13 protein-coding genes and 1 riboswitch are annotated in these 16190 nt (G+C 59.2%); of the genes, 3 read left to right on the top strand and 10 right to left on the bottom strand.

Going from position 1 to position 16190, the window contains the following annotated elements; translation table 11 throughout:
• Positions 1-6: 6 nt before the first annotated feature.
• On the bottom strand, positions 7-447 hold the full coding sequence (locus BMY44_RS02850; protein WP_089990026.1) for a hypothetical protein: 441 nt from the start codon (positions 445-447) through the stop codon (positions 7-9).
• Positions 444-1364: a glycine--tRNA ligase subunit alpha gene (locus tag BMY44_RS02845; protein ID WP_089990024.1), complete on the bottom strand. Its 921-nt coding sequence runs from the start codon at positions 1362-1364 to the stop codon at positions 444-446. The genes BMY44_RS02850 and BMY44_RS02845 overlap by 4 nt, the downstream gene beginning before the upstream one ends.
• 180 nt (positions 1365-1544) lie before the next feature.
• On the opposite strand from BMY44_RS02845, the gene BMY44_RS02840 reads away from it, so the two are divergent.
• Positions 1545-3317, top strand: a complete 1773-nt coding sequence (locus BMY44_RS02840; protein WP_089990022.1) for a trypsin-like peptidase domain-containing protein — start codon at positions 1545-1547, stop codon at positions 3315-3317.
• Positions 3318-3369: 52 nt separating this feature from the next.
• Here the strand turns inward: BMY44_RS02840 and BMY44_RS02835 are convergent, their stop codons facing one another.
• Both BMY44_RS02835 and BMY44_RS02830 read right to left on the bottom strand, forming a co-directional pair.
• Positions 3370-4989, bottom strand: coding sequence for a thiamine pyrophosphate-binding protein (locus BMY44_RS02835; protein ID WP_089990019.1), 1620 nt, complete (start codon positions 4987-4989; stop codon positions 3370-3372).
• A complete protein-coding gene (locus tag BMY44_RS02830; RefSeq protein WP_089990015.1) occupies positions 4989-6437 on the bottom strand; it encodes a TrkH family potassium uptake protein in 1449 nt (482 codons plus the stop codon). Before BMY44_RS02830 ends, BMY44_RS02835 begins: the two co-directional genes overlap by 1 nt.
• Positions 6438-6544: 107 nt before the next feature.
• Here BMY44_RS02830 and BMY44_RS02825 point away from each other — a divergent pair, with 107 nt between their 5' ends.
• Together BMY44_RS02825 and BMY44_RS02820 are read left to right on the top strand one after the other, a co-directional pair.
• On the top strand, positions 6545-7594 hold the full coding sequence (locus BMY44_RS02825) for a GSCFA domain-containing protein (protein WP_165611772.1): 1050 nt from the start codon (positions 6545-6547) through the stop codon (positions 7592-7594).
• Complete coding sequence (locus BMY44_RS02820) at positions 7591-8406, top strand: hypothetical protein (protein ID WP_089990009.1); 816 nt, start codon at positions 7591-7593, stop codon at positions 8404-8406. Before BMY44_RS02825 ends, BMY44_RS02820 begins: the two co-directional genes overlap by 4 nt.
• Positions 8407-8418: 12 nt before the next feature.
• On the opposite strand, the gene folE2 is transcribed toward BMY44_RS02820, so the two are convergent.
• From folE2 to BMY44_RS02790, 6 genes are all read right to left on the bottom strand, one after another.
• Positions 8419-9519, bottom strand: coding sequence for a GTP cyclohydrolase FolE2 (gene folE2 / locus BMY44_RS02815; RefSeq protein ID WP_089994452.1), 1101 nt, complete (start codon positions 9517-9519; stop codon positions 8419-8421).
• Positions 9520-9719: 200 nt separating this feature from the next.
• A complete protein-coding gene (gene metZ / locus BMY44_RS02810) occupies positions 9720-10898 on the bottom strand; it encodes an O-succinylhomoserine sulfhydrylase (protein ID WP_089990007.1) in 1179 nt (392 codons plus the stop codon).
• 48 nt (positions 10899-10946) lie between these two features.
• A riboswitch (SAM riboswitch) is annotated at positions 10947-11026 on the bottom strand.
• A 27-nt stretch (positions 11027-11053) separates the two neighbouring features.
• Entirely contained in the window at positions 11054-11656 is a 603-nt protein-coding gene (locus BMY44_RS02805; RefSeq protein WP_089990005.1) for an inner membrane-spanning protein YciB, read from the bottom strand.
• 11 nt (positions 11657-11667) lie between these two features.
• Positions 11668-12570 (bottom strand): DMT family transporter, encoded by a 903-nt coding sequence (locus BMY44_RS02800; protein WP_089990002.1) that lies wholly within the window; start codon positions 12568-12570, stop codon positions 11668-11670.
• 33 nt (positions 12571-12603) lie between these two features.
• Positions 12604-13773, bottom strand: a complete 1170-nt coding sequence (ftsY, locus tag BMY44_RS02795; RefSeq protein WP_423219742.1) for a signal recognition particle-docking protein FtsY — start codon at positions 13771-13773, stop codon at positions 12604-12606.
• A 576-nt stretch (positions 13774-14349) separates the two neighbouring features.
• Entirely contained in the window at positions 14350-16035 is a 1686-nt protein-coding gene (locus tag BMY44_RS02790) for an NAD(P)H-dependent oxidoreductase subunit E (RefSeq protein WP_089989996.1), read from the bottom strand.
• Positions 16036-16190 lie beyond the last annotated feature (155 nt).

Here is a 16190-nt window from a genome sequence, read left to right as displayed (position 1 = left end):
CGACGTTCATGAGGCAGCAATCACGTGATAGCGTGTGGCGATGCTGGTCTTTGGGGCGGCGCCCGCTTCGGGCCACCACGCATCCTGTGTGCCTTCAAAGGCCATCCGCACTTTCAGCGCACCGGGCAGCCCCGCGCAATACTGAAAGAACGACACTGAAACAGGGATGATTGCGGTACAATCCAACGTGTTGCGGGCGCGTTCGGTCACGCGCAACAACGGGCGATGGGATTCATCGCCATGATTGGGTCTTTCGTAAATCACGACCATCTTGCGGTCGAAATTGGCGAATGATCCCTGTGCCATCTCCGCCCAGAAATCAGGGGTCTCATCGTCGACAACGTCCGCCGAATAAACAAGGTTCTGCAACCCGTCGAGTTCGGCATAACGCGGCGATCCGACCTGCCTGATCGGCCGCACAAGCGTCGTCAGTTCGATCCGGCTCATGCTGCCGCCCCCGCTGCATCGGTCTGCACAAAGGCATCCGCGCAGGCCTTGGTCAGCGCACGCACGCGCCCGATGTAGGCCTGCCGCTCGGTCACCGAAATCACACCGCGGGCATCAAGCAGGTTGAAGACATGGCTGGCCTTGATGGCCTGATCATAGGCGGGATGCGCCATGATGATCTTCTTGCCGGTCTTGGGATCAACATGCGGCTGCTCCAGAATGCGGGCGCATTCGGCCTCGGCATCCTTAAAGTGCTGCAACAGCGTTTCGGTATCCGCGACATCAAAGTTCCAGCGCGCATATTCTTCCTCGGTCTGCTTGAAGACGTCGCCATAGGTCAGCGCGATCGGTGTCTGTGGATCGTTGAAGGGCATGTCCATCACGTGATCGACGCCCAGCACATACATCGCAAGCCGTTCGAGCCCGTATGTCAATTCGCCCGACACCGGCTTGCAGTCATGGCCACCAACCTGTTGGAAATAGGTAAATTGGCTGACTTCCATGCCGTCGCACCAGACCTCCCAGCCCAGGCCCCATGCGCCAAGGGTCGGGCTTTCCCAGTCATCCTCGACAAAGCGGATATCGTGCATCGCAGCATCAATGCCGATCGCGGCCAGTGATCCAAGATAAAGATCCTGCAAATCCGGCGGGCTCGGTTTGATCAGCACCTGATACTGATAATAATGCTGCAAGCGGTTCGGATTCTCGCCATAGCGCCCGTCCGTCGGGCGACGCGACGGCTGGACATAGGCCGCAGCCCAGGGTTTCGCGCCCAAGGACCGCAGCGTGGTTGCCGGGTGAAACGTGCCTGCCCCGACCTCCATGTCATAAGGCTGCATGATCGCGCAGCCCTTGGCCGCCCAATAGCTTTGCAGCTGCAGGATGATATCTTGAAAACTGCGTGGTTTCTCGGCCATTTCGCCCTCGTTTCTCTCTGGATGTGTCAATAGGCGGGCCAGCCGGAAGGGTCAATCAGGCCACGTTCGCTTAATTCCTGAGGATACGGGTTGATTTCTGCTGCACCCCTTGTCCGCTGTGATACACATCCCGCCGGGGAGGCCCTTTCAAGGGCCAAGTGATTCACTAATGGAATAACGATGATACGCGCGTTTGCTGCTCTACTGATGACACTCTGGCTGACCGGTGCGGCCCATGCCCAGCAACCCGTCTGGGTCCAGATCGAGGCCCAACCGACACTCAGTCAGGCACAGGACCGTGTCCGCGCCTATGCCGGCCAGCTTGAAGACGTGTCGGGTTATTCCATCGGTGGCGGATGGTATGGCATCGTTCTGGGGCCTTACAGTCGCGCAGATGCCAACACGCTTTTGCGCCAGTACAAACGCGAAGGGCGCATTCCCGCCGACAGCTTCATCGCGCTCGGGCGCAACTTCCGTCAGCAGTTCTGGCCAGTCGGGGTTGGCGCACAGACAACGGCACAACCCCTGCCCGGCACACCGCAGCCACCCGCCCTGACACCGGACGCACCAACTGATGAGCCGACCGAACTCGTGGTCGCCCCTGTCGAACCCGACCCGATCACACCTGCAGATGAAACACCGCAGGAAGCGCGCGCCTCCGAAGCACTCCTTGATCGCGCCGCACGCGAAGACCTGCAAGTCGCGCTGCAATGGGCGGGCTATTACAACGCCGCCATCGACGGTGCGTTCGGACGCGGAACCCGCAGCGCCATGGGCGAATGGCAGGCCGCCAACAACCACGAAGTGACAGGTATCCTGACGTCAGCGCAACGCGTCGAACTGCTCGGTGCCTACAACGCTGTGCTTGACGGGATGGATTTGCAACTGGTGCGCGACGACGCATCCGGCATCCAGATGCTCGTGCCGACGGGCGTTGTGGCGTTCAGCGAATACGAACCGCCTTTCGTGCGCTTTGACGCCAAGGGCGACCTTGATGCAACGGTCCTGTTCATCAGCCAGCAAGGTGACCAGAACCGCCTGTTCGGCCTGTACGAAATCCTCCAGACGCTCGCAATCATGCCAACAGAAGGTGAACGATCACGCCGCGACAGCAGCTTTCAGATCGAAGGCATCGGCGAGGGCATCCATTCCTATGTGACGGCACGGCTTGATAATGGACAGATCAAAGGCTTCGCGCTGATCTGGCCCGAAGGTGACGACGAACGCCGCCGCCGTATTCTGCAGGAAATGTTGGACAGCTTTGAAGCCATCGACGGCGTGCTGGACCCGGCACTTGCCACGCCCGGCGAAGATCAGGCGATTGATCTGGTCGCGGGCCTCGAAGTGCGCAAACCAAAGCTCTCGCGCAGCGGGTTCTACATCGACGCCCAAGGCACGGTGCTGACCACGGCAGAGGCAATCGGCTCTTGCGACCGTGTGACGATCAACTCCGAACATGAGGCAACAGTCGCCTATACAGATACAGAGGCGGGCATCGCCGTCCTGCGCCCTGATGAACCGCTTGCCCCGCTTGCGGTTGCCGCTTTCCAGCTTGGCGTGCCACGCCTGCAATCCGAAGTCGCGGTCGCGGGATATCCCTATGGTGGCATCCTTGTGACTCCGTCCCTTACCTTCGGGCGCTTGGCAGACATCCGTGGCCTGAACGGTGAAGAAGAAGTCAAACGGCTCGATCTGACCGCGCAGCCCGGTGATGCTGGTGGCCCGGTCTTTGATAACGGCGGCTCTGTTCTCGGGATGTTGCTACCGCGCGAAAACCAGAACGGGCAGGTTCTGCCACCAGAGGTCAGCTTTTCAGTCGATGCAGAAGTCATCCTCGCTTCGCTCGATGCCGCAGGAATCGCAGTGCAAACCACTGACACGGTCGCTTTCATGCCGCCCGAAACACTGACGCTGCGCGCCGCCGATCAAACCGTACTTGTCAGCTGCTGGTGATTCACAAATTCCTTTTTGGTACGTGAATCAATGCGCGGGCCACGGTGACCAATTAGGGACTTGAGGCAATATCCGCGCGCACGTAAATCAATGTCGGCCCTTTCGCACCTAGTGCGGTCCGCACGGCAGCCTTGAACGCATCCAAGGTTTCAGGTGCCGCCGTATCGGCACCATAAGCCTCAGCCAGCTTGATGAAATCGGGGTTCTTCTGGATCACGGCGTTTGGTGCGATCTGGGCGCGCACCATGCTGTCCTCGATCTCACCCAGCTTGCCGTTGTCCCAGATAATAATGGGCAGGGTCAGTTCCAGTTCCACTGCGACCATCAGTTCCTGCAACGTATATTGAAAGCCATAGTCGCCAGCGATGGCGATGACGGGCTTATCGCCGACACCAATCTTGCCACCGATGGCCGCAGGCAGCGCGTAGCCGAGCGTGCCGAAGCCGTAGGGGTGGTGCCAGTGCCCGGGGCGGTCCATGGGGTAAACCTCTTTGGCGGCATAGGCGAATTGGGTCATGTCGGAGTAGATCATAGTGTCGGGAGGGAGCGCTTCTTTGAGCGCATCCGCGACAGGCAGTATGCCGGGGCGTTCTGCGTCGATTTCAGCACGCACACGGGCGCGAAAGTCGGCGACTTCGGTGGGGGTCCATTCAGATGTTCCGCCTTCACTCAGTTCTTCCGACAACAACGCCATGAATGTCGCCGCATCTGCGCGCACGGGGATCTGCTGATTGGACGTTGCGGACAAGACCTCCGGATCGATATCGACGCGGATCGTCGGGCAATCATGTCCCGGATGGGCGCGCCACAAATCGACTTCAGACAGTTGCGTGCCCACGGCAATGACCAGATCGGCGCGGGCAAAGACGTCAGCACTCGCTGGACGAGCAAGTGTTGCGCCAAAATGCAGCGGCGCGTCATCAGGAACGATGCCGCGTCCGGCGTAGGTCGTGAAACTGGCCGCAACGGTTCGTTCAAGAACACGCATCAGGGTTTTGGGCAGTGCTTCGCCCATGTCAGGAAATCCGACCTGCTTTGCCCCGCCACCAAAGATAAAGACCGGGCGGTGCGCGTTCTTCAATCGGTCAGCCACATATGCAGGCCACTCCGGTTCCGGCGGTGTGGGTCGGGGGCCAAGGAACGCGCGCGTCTGCCATCCCTTGTCTGCTTTTCCCTCAAGCTGTGCAATCGGCACGCTGATGTGCTTGGGTTTGGACAGATCAGTACGCATCTCGGCTAACGCGCGATCAATCAACGCATAAGCCGCCTCTGCCGTCCGTGCTGTCTCGCTCCAATCACAAACCGCCCGTGCCGCCCCTTCCTGATCCTTCATCTGGTGCAACTGCCCGCGCGTCGCCGCTGTCTCATCCAAGCACGACGAAATCACCAGCATTGGCACGCTATCCGAATAGGCCTGCCCCATCGGTGTCATGATGTTGCACAGCCCCGGCCCGGTGATCACATATGCGACGCCCGGCTTGCCCGTCGCCCGCGCATAGCCGTCGGCCATGAACCCGGCACCTTGCTCGTGGCGGGCAAGAACATGGCGCAAACCGGCCTCTTCGATCCCGCGATAAAGCTCCTGATTATGCACGCCGGGAATGCCAAAGATTACCTCGACCCCGCGATCTTTCAGCATATGGGAAATCTGGGCACCAAGGGGACGTTGCATCAGTTTCTCCAGAAACGGACAGACAGGATTGTGAACACGACAAGAACTTCCAGACGGCCGATGAACATCGCCAGCAGCAAAATCCACTTTGCAATATCATTGAGCCCCGCAAAATTCCCCGCCGGTCCGATTTCCGGGCCAAGACCGGGACCGATATTGCCAAGGGCCGTCGCGGCACCACTGACAGACGTAATGAAATCAAGACCTGTCAGCCCAAGCAATACCGCGATGACACCCAGCGTCAGGATGAAGATGGTGAAGAACGAAATAACCGAGTTGATGACGTCGTCCCCAATAGGCCTGCCCTCATAGCGCGGGGCGAACACACCGTGCGGCGCGTGGATCTGGCGGATCTGCGATTTGATGGAGGCAATCAGGATCTGATAGCGAAACACCTTGATCGAACAGGCAGTCGACCCCGCGCAACCACCAATCAAACCGACAAAAAAGAACAGAACGACGGGAAATGTGCCCCATTGCATGTAATCGGCACTCGAATAGCCGGTGCCGGACATGATCGACAGGACGTTGAAAAGCGACTCGCGGAAGGCGACTTCACTGATTTCGCCCTGCCGTCCCCATAGCCATGAGGTAATCAGAAGGACACAAATCATCAGGATCGTGAAAAACGTCCTGATCTGACTATCCTGCAATATGGGCCGTGCCGTTCCCGCGACAAACTGGACAAAACGCACGAAAGGCAATGCAGCCAGAAACATGAAGACAACAGCGACGTAATGCGCCGCTGCCCCGTATGCACCGAATGACGCATCGGAATTCGCCATGCCACCTGTCGACACGGTCGTCATCCCGTGCACGATCGCGTCAATCGTGGGCATCCCGGTCGCTACATAACAAAGGATGCAGGACACCGTCAGAAAGATATAGATAAACGAAATCTGCTTGGCGATCTCACCGGCGCGCGGCAAGATTTTTCCCATCGTATCAAAGGCTTCTGACCGGAAAATCTGCATACCCCCGACGCGCAGCTCTGGCAGGAAAACCATGGCAACGACGATGATCCCGACACCGCCCAGCCACTGCAACATGCCGCGCCATAGTTTCAACCCGTCTGGCAACGCCTCCAGCCCGGAAAACACCGTCGCCCCTGTTGTCGTCAGACCCGACATCGCTTCAAAGAAGGCATCAGTGAAACTGGCGTTCGTCGCCCCCAGCACAAAAGGGATCGCCCCGAAGACCGGCAACATCCACCAAACCAGCGCCGTCAGCAAAAAGGTCTGGCGCAGGCTCAGCCCCTCGCTGACACCATTGGCGCAGGCCAGCGCGATCAGACCGCCGGTCAGGATGGTGAAAATCGCGCTTTCAACAAAGACAGGCCAATGCCCGTTTCCCGCCATCAGGTCGGCAATCAGCGGCACGCACATCGTCGCGCCCAGCGCGGCCACAAGCAGGCCAATCACATATCCAACCGGGCGCAAATCTATCATGTCGCAGGGTTGGCCTGTGCCAAAGGCCAAGTCAAGCGCACCCGCCCCCTTGCAAGCCTGTGACCTGCCGCCGTATCTTTGCAGCAACCGCAAAACGAAAGATGCGCATGTCCCATCCTTACCGCGACCTTCCAACCCGTGCCTTCTGGCGCACGGCTGTGACCGACGCGGACCGCACGCAATTTCCGGGGCTTTATGCGCCACGTTTCGGAATCGACCCGACAACGCGCGTTGCGACCGCAGGAAGCTGTTTCGCCCAACACATCGGAACCTATCTGCGCGCTGCGGGTTGCAAGGTGCTGGATTGTGAAAAAGCCCCGCGCGGGATGACGGAAAAGACAGCCAAACGGTTCGGCTACGGGCTATTCTCGGCACGCTACGGAAACGTCTATACCGCGCGACAAATGCGCCAACTGCTGCAGGACGCCGTCGCACCTGACCCGTCCAAAGACCACGTCTGGCCACTGGGCGACCGCTTTGTCGATGCGTTCCGCCCGACGGTCGAACCCGAAGGTCTCGACAGCGTGGAAGAGGTGTTGCTGCACCGCCGCCATCACCTTTTGCGGCTGGGGAACATGCTGAAGAAAACCGATGTCTTCGTCTTCACGCTTGGCCTGACCGAAACCTGGGAAGACGTGCAGACAGGGCGGGTCTTTCCACTTAGCCCCGGTGTGGCAGGCGGCACGTTCGATCCGGACCGTCACCGGTTCTACAACCAGACACATGCCGATGTTCTGGCAGACCTCGCGCAAATCCGCGACCTACTGCGCCAGTTCAATCCGGCAATGGAACTCCTCCTGACGGTCTCGCCCGTGCCACTCACAGCGACGGCGACACCAGAACACGTGCTAAGCGCAACGACCTATTCCAAGGCGACATTGCGCAGCGCAGCGGGCGCATTCGTGGCGGCGACGGACGACGTCGACTACTTCCCGTCCTACGAAATCATCACCGCGCCCGCATCGGGCGGCCCGTGGTTCGCGCCCAACATGCGCAGTGTCTCTGCAGAAGGGGTGGAAAAGGTCATGGGGATCTTTCTTGCCGCGCACGGTCTGTTCGATCCGGCACCACCTGACGAGTCGACACCCGATGACGACCCGGACGAAGATGACGATCTGGTCTGCGACGAATTGCTGCTGCAAGCCTTCGCCAAATGACATTGAACGTCTGCGTGTTCGGCAATTCGCACCTCGCGGCAGTGCGCGACGGGTTCAAACGTCACGAAGGGCGCTGGCCCGACCTGAACCTGACCTTTGTCGGCGCGCACAAGAACGGGCTTGCGGAAACGTCCTGCACGGACGGAATACTGACGCCGGAATCCGAAGACGCAAAATTCTCGTTTTCGCGACTTGCCGGTCTGGACCAGGTCGATCTGCGCGATACCGATGCAATCGTCATCACCGGATGCGGGTTCGCACTGTCACGTATCGCATGGCTTTACCGCAAGGCCCGCTGGGCCGCCCTGCCCTCGGTCCAATCCGACCCGGCCCCAACGAAAGCATGGTCACTCGTGTCCCGACCGGCATTCCTTGCCATGGCGACAGAAAAACTGACCGACGAACTGGCGGGACGGTTTATCCGTGTCCTGCGCCAAGGCACCGATGTGCCGATCTACTTGTGCAGCCAACCGCGCACCACAACAGGCATCCTGACGGTCGGAAAGCACAGCCTTGACGTGCTGCCCTTTGCGATCAATTCAGGCGATGCAGCAGCTTTGTCAGACCTGTATGAAACGGCGGCAGAACGGGCTGGGGACGCCCTTGGCGTGCGCTACATCGCGCAGAACGCACGCACAATCACCGACCATGTGCTGACAGCCGATCCTTTCACCAAGGGCGCAATCCGCCTGACGATGAAAGGGCGCTATGCGCAGCCAAAAGACGATATACTCCACGCGAACGCGACCTACGGCAAGGTCGTCCTTGATCAGATCGCGGTCGCGGTCAGACGCGATTTAGCCGCACGCTAAGCCTAAGCCGCGTCAGCCGACGTGGAACAGCGATGCAAACAGACGCGGATCAAGGCTTTCAGCGGCAAAGGTCGTGCCTTCGGTTAGCACGGACACCGCATCATGGCTGTGCAGGCTTTCCTGATGGCTCGCGATAACGCGGAAATCACTGATACGCGCATCAAGCTGAAGCTGCTGCGTGAACAGCCGCGCAGCATCCTCAACAAAGATCGGGTTCGCTGCATTCAATTCGGCGAATGCCTGCTCGTCCTCGCGTTTGACCATGACCTGCGTTTCAGTCGGCACAGCTGCGCGGGCACGGTCGATCAGGTCCTCGAACCACAGGCAAGGTCCATCCTCGACCAGAACCGAAATGCGCGCGACAGACCGCTGCGAATGCGGCGTCGCCAACTGGCCGCGGAATTGACGGGCATGTTCCGAAAGTTCCAGCGAACATGGGCAGGTCGATGAATAGACATAATCCAGATGGACAATCTTCTTGCGCACACCTGCTGTTTCAACCAGTTCCAGCGCAATATCGTAATACTGATAGCCTTCCAGACCGGACCGCAAACTCTGAACTTTCATCGGAAAGGAAAACCGCATCTGGATGCGGGCATCAAAGCTTTCCAGATCGGATTTATAGGCATCAAGCGCCTTCTCGATGACGTCAAAGCTGAATGTTTCCTCGGCATGCTTGTAGAATGTCCGCATGATGCGGGACATGTTGATGCCCTTCTTTTCGGCCTCCAGCGATACGGTGCCGGTGACAGACGTCTCCAGCGTCAGATCGCCGTTGTCGCGGGTGTGAAACCGGATCGGCAGACGGAAATTCGATATGCCGACATGTTGAATCTGCTGCTTGGCGCCACGGATCAGGCTGGCAGGACCGTTCTGCAAATCCGGCATCGACGCCTTGTAGGCGTCATCGACAGCAAAATCCTCGGGATAGGCACGGGCCAGGGCAGGATAGTTCGATACTTCCTGACCTGGGATCAGGCGGGCGACCAGCGGGTCGAGTGTTGCGACCTCTTCAGGGGTCACATTGCCGACCCAACGGCGCAGCATCGCAAGCGCGGCCTCTGCCTCTTCACGGCTGGGATCGCGGTCAAAGTCCGGGGAGTGAATGTTCATATCGGCAGCTTTCTGTCGTGCATCCGACCCCTCAAACTGGGCCTTCGTTGACGATTTTCCAATCGTTTGTTCATAGATACGCAACAGACCCGCACGTGGATCATTAGGAATCGGCATTCTCCTCGCAATGCGCCGTGGCGGCACGGTGATCAGCGTCGCATGGACAGCGCCACCGGATCAAGTGCGCGAAAACCCTGCGTTTACAGGGTTTTCAGACCATTCATCAGATCGGCCAGCAGATCTTCCGCATCTTCCAGCCCGATACTCAGCCGGATCAGACCGGGCGTGATGCCAAGGCTGTCGCGTTGTGCGTCACTCAGCCGCTGGTGCGTGGTTGTCGCTGGATGGGTCGCAATGGATTTCGCATCGCCCAGATTGTTGGAAATCAGAAAGATCTCCAGCGCATTCATCAGGCTGAACGCCGCCGCCTGCGAACCGCAATCAATCGCGATGACCGTGCCGCCAGCCCCCAGCTGATCCATGGTCAGCTGATACTGCGGATGGCTGTCGTGACCCGGATAAATCACCTGTGCCAGCTTCGAATGGCCAACCAGACCGTCAGCAATGCGCGTCGCGGCAAAGGTCTGGGCGCGCACGCGCAAATCCATAGTCTCCAGCCCCTTCAGCATCATCCACGCGGTAAACGGCGACATCGCGCCACCCGTATGCTTCAGGTACGGCTCGACAGTGCCACGAATGAACGCCTTCGTCCCAAGGATCACGCCGCCCAGCGCACGGCCCTGCCCGTCGATATGCTTGGTCGCGGAATAAACAACAACATCAGCGCCTTGCGCGATGGCGTTCGAGTATATCGGCGTGGAAAACACGTTATCCACAACCACGCTCGCACCAACAGCATGGGCCAGCTTGGAAACAGCCGTGATATCCACCACCTGCAAGGTGGGATTGGAGATAGACTCAAAGAACACAGCCTTCGTATCGGCACGGATCGCAGCGGCCCATTGGTCCAGATCGGTGCCATCGACAAATGTCACTTCGACACCGAAACGGGTCAGGATGTTTTCAAGAATATAAAGACAGGACCCGAACAAGGCACGTGCGCTGACCACGTGATCGCCAGCGGACAGCATCGACATCAATGCACCGTTGACAGCAGCCATGCCCGAAGCCGTGGCAAAGCCATCCTCGGCCCCTTCAATGGCGGCAATCCGATCCTCGAACATCGCAACGGTCGGGTTGCCATAGCGGGCATAGATAAATTCATCCGGACCGCTTTCGATAAACCGCGCTTCGGCAGCCTCAGCGGTGGGATAAACAAAGCCCTGCGTCAGAAAGATCGCCTCGCTGACCTCGTTATATTGGCTGCGCCGCGTGCCGGCGTGAACCGCCTTGGTGCGCTTGTTCCATTCGTTTTTCATGGCTGACCCTCTCTGCCAAAACAAAACCCCGATACCCGTCAAAGGTATCGGGGCTGCGCCCTGACCCCTCTTTAGCAGCATATTTAACGTGGCCCGCAATCCGGTAACAAATCGCCACGTTGTCGGGGATAGACTCCTGCCCGATTCAGGTCAAGCTACTGCTTGGGTTCGATCAGATATCTTTGAAGCAGAATAATCTGTGACCAAAGAAACAGGAACAGCACGGCGGGAAAGGCAAAAGTCTCGATCTTGACCCAGGCTTCCTCGGACATATTGCGCCAGACCAACTCGTTGGCAATCGCGAGTGCTATGAACATGAAGGTGATGCGCCGCGTCAGGATCATCCAGCCCGCTGGCTGCATCGGCAGAAAATCCTCAAGCACCCACTGCAAATAGCTGCGCCCCTGCAGTAATCCCAATCCAAGAATACCCGCAAAGAACCCGTAAACGATCGAGGTCTTCATCTTGAAAAAGCGCTCGTCGTTGAAATAGGCGGTCAGACCGCCGAACACGATGACCATGAACCCCGTGAATATCTGAATGCGGGACAGTTTGCCCGTCATGGCCCAAAGGATTGCCATCGCGGCCAGCAAAAGCGGAATGAAAACAAGGGCAGCCACGATAAAGCCTGAATATTCGACCCCGCGGAAAGTGTAGGTTTCGTCCTTGATCCACATATAAAGCACGAAATACACAATGGTCGGCCCCAGTTCGAGAACCTGCTTTGTAAACGGATTGATCTTCTTGATTTCGGCCATGGGTCTCCCTCTCAGCCTCCCATTTCCACGATCACGGCACCAAGTGCAACCAGTGCCATCAGCACGGTGCGGCGCGGGCCGACTTTCTCTTTCAGAAACAGCCAGCCGATCAGCGCGGCAAAAACCGTCGATGTCTCGCGCAGAACCGCCGCCTCGCCCACTTTATCCAATCGGGTCGCCAACATGACACCGCCAAAACTGAACCAGGCGATCACTGCACCGATCACACCGCGCCACATAAGTGGCCCCAGGGTAGGCGGGTTGATCATGCGCCGATACCGCCATGCCGCCAGCACCGGAAAATCCAGCGCGGTGACGAAAAAGAACCACGCCAGAAAGGTGAACGGGTTGGCGCTCTGGCGAATTGCAAAGGCGTCATAGGTTGTATAGACCGCAACCAGCACGCCCCCCGTCAGCGCCCATGCCAGCCCGATCTTCAGCGCACGCAGATCGATGGTCTCTTCCGACAGATTGCGCAAGGCCAGCAGCAGGATACCGCCCGACAGGCAGGCAACGCCAAGCCACTGCACCGCGGTGAAATGCTCCTGAAAGATCACCGACGCGGCCAGCACTGTCACAAGTGGGCCCGTCCCTCTGACCACTGGATAGACCACCGTATAGGCCGCCCGCTCATAAGCCAGCGCCATGGTCACCTTGTACCCGAAATGAATGACCAACGCCCCGACCAGCAGGACAGCGACCTGCCCGCTGGGCCATGGCACCAGGAACAGCGCCACAGGCGCTGAAATGACGACCAACCAGCCATCAATCGCGCCGCGTGTCAGCCAGGGATCATGCCGCCCTTTCTGAAGTGCGCCGAAAATCGCATGCGCAATCGCGGACATCAGCGCAAGAAGCGTCGCAACACGCGCGCCCTCTGGTGTGCCGGCGATGGACACGATCCAATCGCTCATTTGTGCGAACAGCCCACAAGGGGGCCCAAATGCCTAACGATCAAGGCCAACCAGCGCATTGGCGAAATCCTCGGGATCGAACGGCGCGAGGTCGTCAATCTGTTCACCAACACCGATGGCATGGATCGGTAGCCCGAACTTGTCGGCCAGCGCGACAAGCACGCCGCCTTTGGCTGTGCCATCAAGCTTGGTCATGACCAAACCGCTGACATCCGCCAATTCCTGAAATACCTTCACCTGTTGCAGCGCATTCTGGCCAGTGGTCGCATCAAGCACCAAAAGCGTGTTGTGCGGCGCATCGGGGTCTTTCTTGCGAATGACGCGCACGATTTTGGACAATTCCTCCATCAAGTCGGACCGGTTCTGCAACCGCCCCGCCGTGTCGATCATCAACAGATCAGCGCCATCCTGCTGGGCTTTTTCCATCGCATCAAAGGCAAGACTGGCCGGATCGGACCCTTCCGGCGCTGTCAACACAGGCACACCTGCGCGGTCACCCCAGACCTGCAATTGTTCCACTGCCGCCGCACGGAACGTATCGCCGGCCGCGATGACCACCTTCTTGCCTGCCGCCTTAAACTGGCTGGCCAGCTTACCGATGGTCGTGGTCTTGCCCGACCCGTTCACGCCAACCACCAGCACGACCTGCGGCTTGTGGGCATAAAGCGGCATCGGACGCGCCACACCGTCCATGATCCGCGTGATTTCCTGCGCCATCAATTCCTTGATCTCGGCGACAGACAGCTTCTTACCCAACCGCCCTTCGGCCATGTTCGCAGTCACCCGCAGCGCGGTATCCACGCCCATATCCGCCGTGATCAGCAGTTCTTCAAGCTGTTCAAGCATATCGTCATCCAGTGTGCGACGGACGACGGTTTTCTTCTCGCGCCCGAAAAAGCGACCCAGCAACCCCTTCTGCGCGTCGCCCGCCTTCGGTTCATCTTCATCCAGTGCGGATGGCGTCAGTGTTGTCATCGGCGCGACAACCGCCTCGCGCACAGGTGGTGCGTTTGCAGCGTCTACAGCGGCCTCGACCTGCTCCTCGATCTCCTCGGCAAGCGCCTCGATCTCGGTATCCGACATCCCTTCTGCAGCTTCGGCCTGCGCGATCGCCTCTTCTTCCTGCGTGACCCGCGCAGCCTCGGCCTCAGCCGCCAATCGCGCCGCTTCAGCGTCTTTCGCGGCACGTTCTTCTGCGGCCAGACGTTCGGCTTCAATCTCTGCCGCTTCACGCGCTGCGCGTTCCTCTGCCGCACGCGCCTCGGCGGCTTTTGCCTCACGTTCCTGCGCTGCACGCTCTTCCGCTGTTTTCGCCTCAAGCGCCTGCGCCGCCGCGCGCTCCTCCGCCGCTTTTGCTTCAAGCTCCTGCGCCGCGCGTTCCTCGGCAGCTTTTGCCTCCTGCGCTTGCGCCGCCACACGCGCGTCCTCTTCCTTCTGGCGTTGCTCCTCGGCCACGCGGGCGGCTTCCGCTTCACGCGCGGCCGCTGCCTCATCATCCTTCAACCGCTGGGCTTCTGCCTCCGCTGCGGCGCGTTCGCGCTCAGCGTCCTCCACTGCCTGAAGTCGGGCGGCCTCGGCCTCTTCGGCGGCCGTATCGACCGTGACCTCCTCCGCCTCGCCACCGTCATTGACGATCGCGTCCAGTCCTTCGTCGATCTTGGACGACGACCGGAACATCCGGTCCTTCAGTTTCTTGAAAAACGACATGGGGCAGGCCTTTGGATCAGTGTTGCAACTGACCTAATGCGCCCCGCCCCGATTTGGAAGCCTCCGCAAGCGTCAGATTTCGTCCTTGAAGTGTTTCATGACCAGCTTGATCGGATTCGGTGCCGCCTGCCCCAGCCCGCAAATACTGGCATCCGACATGGCCGTGCAAAGATCGGCCAGCAGGTCCTGATCCCACGTGTCAGCCTGCATCAGCTTGACGGCCTTCTCGCAGCCGACGCGACACGGGGTGCACTGGCCACAGCTTTCATCCTCGAAAAACCGCAGCATGTTCAGTGCGGCATCACGGGCGGCGTCCTGATCGGACAGAACGACAACAGCAGCGGACCCGATGAAGCTGCCAAGAGGCTGCAACGTATCAAAATCCAGCGGCACGTCATTGATCGACGCGGGCAATAGGCCGGAGGACGGGCCACCCGGCTGATAAGCCTTGAAGACATGGCCATCCGCCATGCCACCTGCCGCATCGATAATATCCATAATCGTGGACCCGGCGGGCAAAAGATAAACACCCGGCTGCGCCACGCGGCCCGACACGGAATAAGACCGCAACCCCTTGCGGCCATTCCTTTCAACCGACGACAGGATTTCCGGACCCTCACGGCAGATGCGGCCAACCCAATGCAGGGTTTCGACATTATGCACCAGCGTCGGGCGGTCAAATACACCGACCTGCGCAACAAAGGGCGGGCGATGTCGCGGAATGCCGCGTTTGCCTTCAATGGACTCAATCATCGCGGATTCTTCGCCGCAAATGTAAGCACCTGCACCACGGCGCAAATCGATGTAGCCGGGGGCAACCAGCCCTGCGTCTTCCAACGCTTTGATCTCATTGGCGAGGATATGCAGCACGGCAGGGTATTCATCGCGCATGTAGATGAAACAGGTCTTCGCTTCGACAGCCCAAGCGGCGATCAGCATGCCTTCAAGAAACAGATGCGGGGTGCGTTCCAGATAATAGCGATCCTTGAAGGTGCCCGGCTCGCCCTCGTCCCCGTTTACGGCCAGATAGCGGGGGCCATCATTGGCACGCACAAAGCCCCACTTTTTACCTGATGGAAAACCCGCACCTCCAAGACCGCGCAAGCCCGACGACAAAACCTTTTCCTGAACGGCCTCCCAGTCCGCGCCATCGCGCAACTTCAAAAGCGTCTCGTAACCACCTGACGTCACGTACTTATCATAATTTTCATAATCTGGAATGCGCGGATGCGTATCACCCTTGGCAATCGCGGCCTTCACCTTTTCAGGGGTGGCATTGTCAATGTGCAGATGGCCCAGCTCCAAAACCGGTGCCGTGTCGCAACGGCCCATGCACGGGGCGCGCATCACACGCACCTCAGCCGGATCCAACCCGTCTTCCAGCGCGGCTTTCAACTGCTGCGCACCCGCCAATTCACAAGACAGGGAATCGCAGACGCGGATCGTCAGCGCGGGTGGCTTGGGCTCGCCCTCTTTGACTACATCAAAGTGGGCATAAAAGGTCGCGACCTCGTAAACCTCGGCCTGACTCAGGCGCATTTCCTCCGCCAGCGCGCGCAAATGCGGGGCAGACAGGCAACCGTATTCATCCTGAACAAGATGCAGAAATTCGATCAGCAAATCACGACGACGCGGACGATCGCCCAACAGGGCCTTGATCTCGTCCCATGCCTGATCCTCGACCTGACGGCCCTTGGGACGGTGACGCCCCTTGCCCTTGCCGGATTTCCAGACACCCTTGCGCTCGTCCAATGCCATGATCTGCTCCCGTAACGTGCGCCCTTGATAACGCAGCCGCGCGCGAAAAACGACGCAAATGCGACATCACAAATGCCACAAACGTTGCCGGAAACAACTTGTCGCAGCTTGCATAGCTTATCGGAAACAAATGGCGTGCTATATCGACCCCATGA

It is taken from the genome of Cognatiyoonia koreensis (assembly GCF_900109295.1).
GTDB lineage: Bacteria > Pseudomonadota > Alphaproteobacteria > Rhodobacterales > Rhodobacteraceae > Cognatiyoonia > Cognatiyoonia koreensis.
Note: the sequence above shows the minus strand (reverse complement) of the source record. Positions and strands in the feature narration are given on the sequence as shown.

Excerpts from the sequence above, each read along its gene's own strand:
- BMY44_RS02830 (WP_089990015.1), bottom strand. The coding sequence starts at position 6,437 with ATGATAGATTTGCGCCCGGTTGGATATGTGATTGGCCTGCTTGTGGCC.
- BMY44_RS02835 (WP_089990019.1), bottom strand. The coding sequence starts at position 4,989 with ATGCAACGTCCCCTTGGTGCCCAGATTTCCCATATGCTGAAAGATCGC.
- metZ (WP_089990007.1), bottom strand. The coding sequence starts at position 10,898 with ATGAAAAACGAATGGAACAAGCGCACCAAGGCGGTTCACGCCGGCACG.
- BMY44_RS02825 (WP_165611772.1), top strand. The coding sequence starts at position 6,545 with ATGTCCCATCCTTACCGCGACCTTCCAACCCGTGCCTTCTGGCGCACG.
- folE2 (WP_089994452.1), bottom strand. The coding sequence starts at position 9,519 with ATGAACATTCACTCCCCGGACTTTGACCGCGATCCCAGCCGTGAAGAG.
- BMY44_RS02790 (WP_089989996.1), bottom strand. The coding sequence starts at position 16,035 with ATGGCATTGGACGAGCGCAAGGGTGTCTGGAAATCCGGCAAGGGCAAG.
- BMY44_RS02800 (WP_089990002.1), bottom strand. The coding sequence starts at position 12,570 with ATGAGCGATTGGATCGTGTCCATCGCCGGCACACCAGAGGGCGCGCGT.
- BMY44_RS02805 (WP_089990005.1), bottom strand. The coding sequence starts at position 11,656 with ATGGCCGAAATCAAGAAGATCAATCCGTTTACAAAGCAGGTTCTCGAA.
- BMY44_RS02820 (WP_089990009.1), top strand. The coding sequence starts at position 7,591 with ATGACATTGAACGTCTGCGTGTTCGGCAATTCGCACCTCGCGGCAGTG.
- BMY44_RS02845 (WP_089990024.1), bottom strand. The coding sequence starts at position 1,364 with ATGGCCGAGAAACCACGCAGTTTTCAAGATATCATCCTGCAGCTGCAA.
- BMY44_RS02840 (WP_089990022.1), top strand. The coding sequence starts at position 1,545 with ATGATACGCGCGTTTGCTGCTCTACTGATGACACTCTGGCTGACCGGT.
- BMY44_RS02850 (WP_089990026.1), bottom strand. The coding sequence starts at position 447 with ATGAGCCGGATCGAACTGACGACGCTTGTGCGGCCGATCAGGCAGGTC.